General features: G+C 73.2%; 7 protein-coding genes and 1 pseudogene. 2 read left to right on the top strand and 6 right to left on the bottom strand.

Annotation, left to right across the window (positions count from 1 at the left end; all coding sequences use genetic code 11):
• The 3 genes and pseudogenes from NGF19_RS30105 to sigE all read right to left on the bottom strand — a co-directional run.
• A pseudogene (locus NGF19_RS30105) lies at positions 1-473 on the bottom strand (protease); the annotation flags it as partial.
• Between the two features lie 146 nt (positions 474-619).
• Complete coding sequence (locus NGF19_RS30100) at positions 620-1,603, bottom strand: anti-sigma factor family protein (RefSeq protein WP_252429089.1); 984 nt, start codon at positions 1,601-1,603, stop codon at positions 620-622.
• Positions 1,600-2,301 (bottom strand): RNA polymerase sigma factor SigE, encoded by a 702-nt coding sequence (gene sigE, locus NGF19_RS30095; protein ID WP_252429088.1) that lies wholly within the window; start codon positions 2,299-2,301, stop codon positions 1,600-1,602. The genes NGF19_RS30100 and sigE overlap by 4 nt, the downstream gene beginning before the upstream one ends.
• A 224-nt stretch (positions 2,302-2,525) precedes the next feature.
• On the opposite strand from sigE, the gene NGF19_RS30090 reads away from it, so the two are divergent.
• Entirely contained in the window at positions 2,526-3,224 is a 699-nt protein-coding gene (locus NGF19_RS30090; protein WP_308288568.1) for an O-methyltransferase, read from the top strand.
• Positions 3,225-3,350: 126 nt separating this feature from the next.
• On the opposite strand, the gene NGF19_RS30085 is transcribed toward NGF19_RS30090, so the two are convergent.
• A complete protein-coding gene (locus NGF19_RS30085; protein ID WP_003966491.1) occupies positions 3,351-3,518 on the bottom strand; it encodes a DUF3117 domain-containing protein in 168 nt (55 codons plus the stop codon).
• A 382-nt stretch (positions 3,519-3,900) separates the two neighbouring features.
• Here NGF19_RS30085 and chcB point away from each other — a divergent pair, with 382 nt between their 5' ends.
• The gene (gene chcB / locus NGF19_RS30080; protein WP_252429087.1) at positions 3,901-4,707 is read left to right on the top strand and encodes a 2-cyclohexenylcarbonyl CoA isomerase; all 807 of its coding nucleotides are present in this window, start codon (positions 3,901-3,903) and stop codon (positions 4,705-4,707) included.
• A 59-nt stretch (positions 4,708-4,766) separates the two neighbouring features.
• On the opposite strand, the gene NGF19_RS30075 is transcribed toward chcB, so the two are convergent.
• Positions 4,767-5,360 carry a DNA-3-methyladenine glycosylase I gene (locus NGF19_RS30075; protein ID WP_252429086.1) on the bottom strand — a complete coding sequence of 198 codons (594 nt, stop codon included), beginning with the start codon at positions 5,358-5,360 and terminating at the stop codon, positions 4,767-4,769.
• Entirely contained in the window at positions 5,357-5,701 is a 345-nt protein-coding gene (locus NGF19_RS30070) for a DivIVA domain-containing protein (protein WP_252429085.1), read from the bottom strand. The genes NGF19_RS30075 and NGF19_RS30070 overlap by 4 nt, the downstream gene beginning before the upstream one ends.
• Positions 5,702-5,812: the final 111 nt, after the last annotated feature.

Here is a 5,812-nt window from a genome sequence, read left to right as displayed (position 1 = left end):
GGGGGGGGGGGCGGGCCCGGCGCGCCCTGGGTCGGATGCGGGGGGCGGGGCGTGCCCTGCGCGGGCGTTGCCCCGGGGTGCTGGACGGGGGGGGCGGGGGCCCAGGGGCCCGGTTCGCCGTAGGGCGGGGTGTCGTAGGGGTCGGGGTCGTGCAGGGGCTTGGGGCGGTCGGCAGGGGCGGCCTGGCCCTCCCTGGCCGGTGCCTCCCGGTCCGGCGGGGCGGCCACCTCCTCGGCAGCGGGCTCCCGCACGGCACCGGCAGTGGCAGCGGGCTCCTGCGCAGCATCAGCGCCCGTACCGACACCCGCACCGGCAGGTACCGCGTCCGACGGCTCGGGCGCGGTGGCGCCCGCCGGGCGCTCCAGCTCGAAGTCACCGTCGGCGTTGGCCTCCGCGCGAGGACGCGCTCCGTCCCGTACCTCGGGTGCCTCTGCGTCGGCCTGCCCCGGAGGGATCGGCTTCCCCTCGTTCATGCTCTCCCCACACCCGGCGCGCGGCACGGCGGCACCGGTGGTCGCCGCTGAATTGCTGGCTCCGCGCCCGGATCGTCAGTGCCCTGGCACGAGCGCGGCCCACCCCGGATTCAACCAGGTTCCGGGGCCCCCGCGCAGACGCCGCGTCAGTGGGCGGCGCGCGCGGAGGGCGTGGGGGACGGCACGAGGGGCAGGGGGGCCGTCGGAGGAACCGTGATCTCCGGGACGGCCGACCAGGACGTCAGCATGACCGGTGGGGTCTGGGCGAGCGGATGTATGAGCGGGGACATCTCGATGGCTCCCGCCGCCACGGGGGAGGTCAGGGCGCGGATCCGCGTGGCGTCCTCGATGCCCGGAGCGGGCACCTCGGGCAGCAGCGGGGCCGCCGACCCGGTCGAGACCACGGGGGCCGTCCCGGACGTACGCTGCCCGAGCGGCACTCCGGAGGAACGCCGACGCTGCCCCTCCGACGCCGGGGCGACGCCGCCCGCGCCCGGCGCGCGGGTCGGAACCACATTGCTGCCGTTGCCCGCGCCACCGCGCGCTTCGACGGCCGATCCGCTGGTGACCCCCGTGGACACCCCGCCGAGCGCGATCGCGGCCAGCGACACCGCGCCCGCGGCGGCGAACGCGAACCGCAGCCCGCGCGAGGCCGACCGCTCGGCGTCCGGGCGGCCGACGGGATGGATACGGAAGCCGCTGTCCGCCGGGAGGGTGCGGTTCCCGGAGGGGGCGAGGGCCGCCGCATGCGGCCCCGAAGGCGCGTACCCGAAGGGCTCGCGGCTCACCCCGAAGACGCCGGGGCCCGCGGGGAGTCCGGCGGAATCCTGGCGTCCGGTGCCGAAGCCTCCCCCGCCGAGCGGCGTGCCACCGCCGTCGACATCACCCCCGCCCGAGGACAGGCCCTGAAGGCGGGCCAGGAAGCTCTCGGAGGGCGGTGGGGGCGCGGCCTGGGCGAAGACGTTCTTCAGCCGACGCTGGGCGTCGGCCTCGGCCTTGCACTTCGCGCACGTGGCCAGATGGGCCAGCACGCGCTCGCGCGTCTCATGACCGAGCTCTCCGTCCACCAGGGCGGAGAGGCGGTCTCCCAGATGCTGCTCTGCCGGTGTGGGGCGAAAGGATGCGTTCACGCGGTCGCGCCCCCTCCCCCCAGCGCGGGCACCCGGTCCATGAAGGAGCGCCGCTCGGCGGCGCGGGCCTCCGGCGAACGGTGCGCCAGCGCCTTGCGGAGCTGGGAGCGGCCACGGTGGATACGGGAGCGCACCGTGCCGAGCTTGACGCCCAGCGTCGCGGCGATCTCCTCGTAGGACAGCCCCTCGATGTCGCACAGGACGACGGCGGCGCGGAACTCGGGCGCCAGGGTGTCGAGGGCCTGCTGGATGTCCGCGTCGAAGTGCGCGTCGTGGAGGACCTGCTGGGGGCTCGGCTCGCGGCTGGCGAGCCGCTCGGCCGCGTCCTCGCCCAGCGCGTCGAACCGGATGCGCTGCTTGCGGCGGACCATGTCCAGGAAGAGGTTCGTGGTGATGCGGTGGAGCCAGCCCTCGAACGTGCCGGGCGTGTAGGTCGAGAGGGAGCGGAAGACGCGGACGAAGACCTCCTGGGTCAGATCCTCCGCGTCGTGCTGGTTTCCGGTCAGGCGGTAGGCCAGTCGGTAGACCCGGCCGCTGTGCATGCTGACGATCTCCTCCCAGGTGGGCGGAGTCCACGCCTGCGAGTCCGCGTCGGTGGCGAAGGTCGCGGTCTGCGCGGTGTCGGAAGCGTGGTGCTGGTCAGCGATGTCGGTCACGGATTTCGGCTCACCCGGTGACCTGAGAAGGCGCCGCAGCACCCCTCTCCGGTCCGCAGGCGCAGCCGCACCTCCCCTGTCGGCTCTGGTGGTGTCCAGTGGAGCCCCTACCATAGCCACCTCGCCCGTTAGCTCCGGATAAGCGGTTTTACGAGAATTTGATACGTGCTGATGCGGCTGCGTCAGCACTTGCTCGGCGACCACGACCACCCGTGTCCCCCGTCCTTGCCCCGTTGTTCTTCCCACCCTCATGAACGCCCGGTCCCATCTGCGGGTTCCCGCCGTCAACGGATACAGTCACGCCCAGGCAATCGCGGGGACAGGAGAGGGTCATTACCGGCAACCGGCAGACGAGCTGGGCGTTCGCCGACGCCTATGTCGCCGAGGACGACGCGCTGCACTGGGCCCGTGAGCGGGCCTGTGACGCGGGGCTGCGCTCGGTGACGCCCGGCGCGGGCGCCGCGCTGCGCCTGCTCGCCGCCACCGTGGACGCCAAGGCCGTGGCGGAGATCGGGACGGGATGCGGTGTCTCCGGGATCCATCTGCTGCACGGGATGCGCCCCGACGGCGTGCTGACCACGGTGGACCCGGAGCCGGAGCACCAGCAGTTCGCCCGCCAGGCCTTCCGTGCCGCGGGGTTCGCGAGCAACCGCGCCCGGTTCATCCCGGGCCGCGCGCTGGACGTGCTGCCCCGGCTCGCCGACGCCGGCTACGACCTCGTCTTCTGCGACGGCGACCGGCTGGAGGTCCTCGACTACCTCGCCGAATCGTTGCGTCTGCTGCGCCCCGGGGGCCTCGTCGTCTTCGAGGGCGCACTCGCGGGTGGCCGCACGGTGGATTCCGGTCCGCAGCCCACCGAGGTGCTGCGCCAGCGGGAGCTGCTGCGCGCCGTCCGCGAGAGCCAGGAGCTGGTGCCCTCGCTGCTGCCGGTGGGCGACGGGCTGCTGTGCGCGGTCAAGCGCTGACCGTGCCCGCCGGGTGGTCGCGGACGTGCTCCGGACGTGCCGCGGAAGGCGTCGCCCCCGTGGAACGCGGTGACCCCGGCACCGCGTACGATGCCGGGGTCACCACACATTGGGGTCGCTTACGCGTCAGCCGACGACCTTCTTGAGGGCGTCGCCGAGCGCGTCGGCCTCATCGGGAGTCAGCTCGACGACGAGCCGACCGCCGCCTTCGAGCGGAACGCGCATGACGATGCCCCGCCCCTCCTTGGTCACCTCGAGCGGGCCATCGCCCGTCCGCGGCTTCATGGCCGCCATGCTCGTTCCCCTTCCTGAAACCAGCTCATCTCCGCCGACATCCCCCGTGAAGGGCAAGCGGTCGCTCACAAGACACGCGACACCGGCATCGAACACATTGCTTCCAAGCCATTATCCCGCATCTCAGGACCCGATGACCAACATCAGTCCGCATCGCTTGAGCAACACGCGCGAGCAAAACCACCCAATTCGGCGACGGGGCTGTGATACTGCGCCCTCGCACGGACATCTGCCGATCGACCACGTACCGGAATTCTTTGACGCAGGTCACATGTCCGCTCCGTCCCACGGCCCGTCTTCTCGGCCATGCTGTCCTTCGGACGCAGCGCGTACCGATCGGTACGACGAAGCGACGACGAAGCCGACACCGGAGGGGATCACCATGGCCGACACCGTGCTCTACGAGGTCAGCGACGGGCTCGCGACGATCACGCTGAACCGCCCCGAGGCGATGAACGCGCTGAACACCGAGGCCAAGGTCGCTTTGCGGGACGCGGCGCGCGAGGCGGCGGACGACGACACCGTGCGGGCGATCCTGCTGACCGCCGCCGGGGACCGGGCGTTCTGTGTGGGGCAGGACCTGAAGGAGCACATCGGGCTGCTCAAGGCGCAGGAGTCGGGCGCGGGCGGCGGCGGGGTGATGAGCACCGTCAAGGAGCACTACAACCCGATCGTGCGGGCGCTGACCGGGGCGGCGAAGCCGGTGGTCGCCGCCGTGAACGGGATCGCGGCCGGGGCGGGCTTCGGCTTCGCGCTCGCCGCGGACTACCGGATCGTCGCGGACACGGCGGCCTTCAACACGTCGTTCACCGGGGTCGCGCTCACCGCGGACTCGGGGATCTCCTGGACGCTGCCGCGCGTCGTCGGCCCGTCGCGCGCCGCGGACCTGCTGCTCTTCCCGCGCAGCATCAGCGCGCAGCAGGCGTACGAGTGGGGGATCGCGAACCGTCTGGTGCCCCCGTCCGAGCTGCGCGCCGAGGCGGAGAAGGTCGCCCGCGCACTGGCCGAGGGGCCCACCCTGGCGTACGCGGCCGTGAAGGAGTCCCTGGCCTACGGGTTCTCCCACTCCCTGGACGAGGCGCTGGAGAAGGAGGACGAGCTCCAGACCCGCGCGGGTGCCTCCGCGGACCACGCGATCGCGGTGCGCGCGTTCGTCGCCAAGGAGAAGCCGACGTACCTGGGACGCTGAGCGCGGGCCTGCTCCACCGGGGGCCGCTCGGCCCCCGGTTCGGTCCCGTTCCGGGCGGCTCAGGCCGCCAGGGCGCCCTCCCGGGCCGCGCAGTCGGCCAGGTGGTCGTTGACCAGCCCGCAGGCCTGCATCAGCGCGTACGCCGTCGTCGGGCCGACGAAGCGGATGCCGCGCTTCTTGAGGGCCTTGGCCAGGGCCGTCGACTCCTCGGTGATCGCCGGGACGTCGCCCAGGGTCTTCGGGACCGGTCGGGCGTCCCGGCCCGGGGCGTACGACCAGATCAGCTCGTCCAGCTCGCCCGGCGCCCAGTCGGCCAGCACGCGCGCGTTGGCGAGCGTCGCCTCGATCTTGGCGCGGTTGCGGATGATGCCCGGGTCGGCGAGCAGGCGCGTACGGTCGGCGTCCGTGAACGCGGCCACCTTGGCGATGTGGAAGTCGGCGAAGGCCTCGCGGAAGCCCTCGCGGCGGCGCAGGATCGTGATCCACGACAGCCCTGACTGGAAGGCCTCCAGGGACAGCCGTTCGTACAGCGCGTCGTCACCGTGGACCGGGCGGCCCCACTCCGCGTCGTGGTACGCCACGTAGTCCTCGGTCGACAGCGCCCAGGGGCAGCGCAGCGCGCCGTCCTCGCCCGCCAGGGCCGCCCCGCTCATCGGTGGCCCTCCGCGGTCCGCTCGTCCGCACCGGCCGCGGTACGGGCACCGGCGAGGGCGGCCTCCAGATCGGCGATACGGGCGTCCCGCTCGGAGATCTCGGCGCCGAGACGGCCGAGCGCGTCGTCCACGTCCGCCATGCGGTAGCCGCGCACGGCGAGCGGGAACCGCAGGGCCTCCACGTCCGCGCGGTCGACCGGACGGTCCGGCGGCAGCGGGTCGTCGAGCCGCTCGGGCGCCGCCTCGGGCAGGGCGGCGCTCTCGCCGCCGCCCACCACGGCCAGGGTGACCGCGGCCACCACGACGGCGAGCGCGACGACCAGGAACAAGAACATGAGCATCACTGAGGTCCCCACGCTCGGTGCCGACGCGCTGTGCGCCGACGCGGCAGTGCCGTTGTCGAATGTAGTCCGGGTCCGATCGTGCCATGCGACGCTGACGATTAGGGTCTG

Source organism: Streptomyces macrolidinus (assembly GCF_023887685.1).
Classification (GTDB): domain Bacteria; phylum Actinomycetota; class Actinomycetes; order Streptomycetales; family Streptomycetaceae; genus Streptomyces; species Streptomyces macrolidinus.
This window is presented reverse-complemented; position numbering and strand designations above follow the sequence as displayed.

What these genes read in the sequence shown, in the direction of transcription:
- NGF19_RS30075 (WP_252429086.1), bottom strand. Translation starts at nt 5,360, where the DNA reads ATGAGCGGGGCGGCCCTGGCGGGCGAGGACGGCGCGCTGCGCTGCCCC.
- chcB (WP_252429087.1), top strand. Translation starts at nt 3,901, where the DNA reads ATGGCCGACACCGTGCTCTACGAGGTCAGCGACGGGCTCGCGACGATC.
- NGF19_RS30070 (WP_252429085.1), bottom strand. Translation starts at nt 5,701, where the DNA reads ATGCTCATGTTCTTGTTCCTGGTCGTCGCGCTCGCCGTCGTGGTGGCC.
- NGF19_RS30085 (WP_003966491.1), bottom strand. Translation starts at nt 3,518, where the DNA reads ATGGCGGCCATGAAGCCGCGGACGGGCGATGGCCCGCTCGAGGTGACC.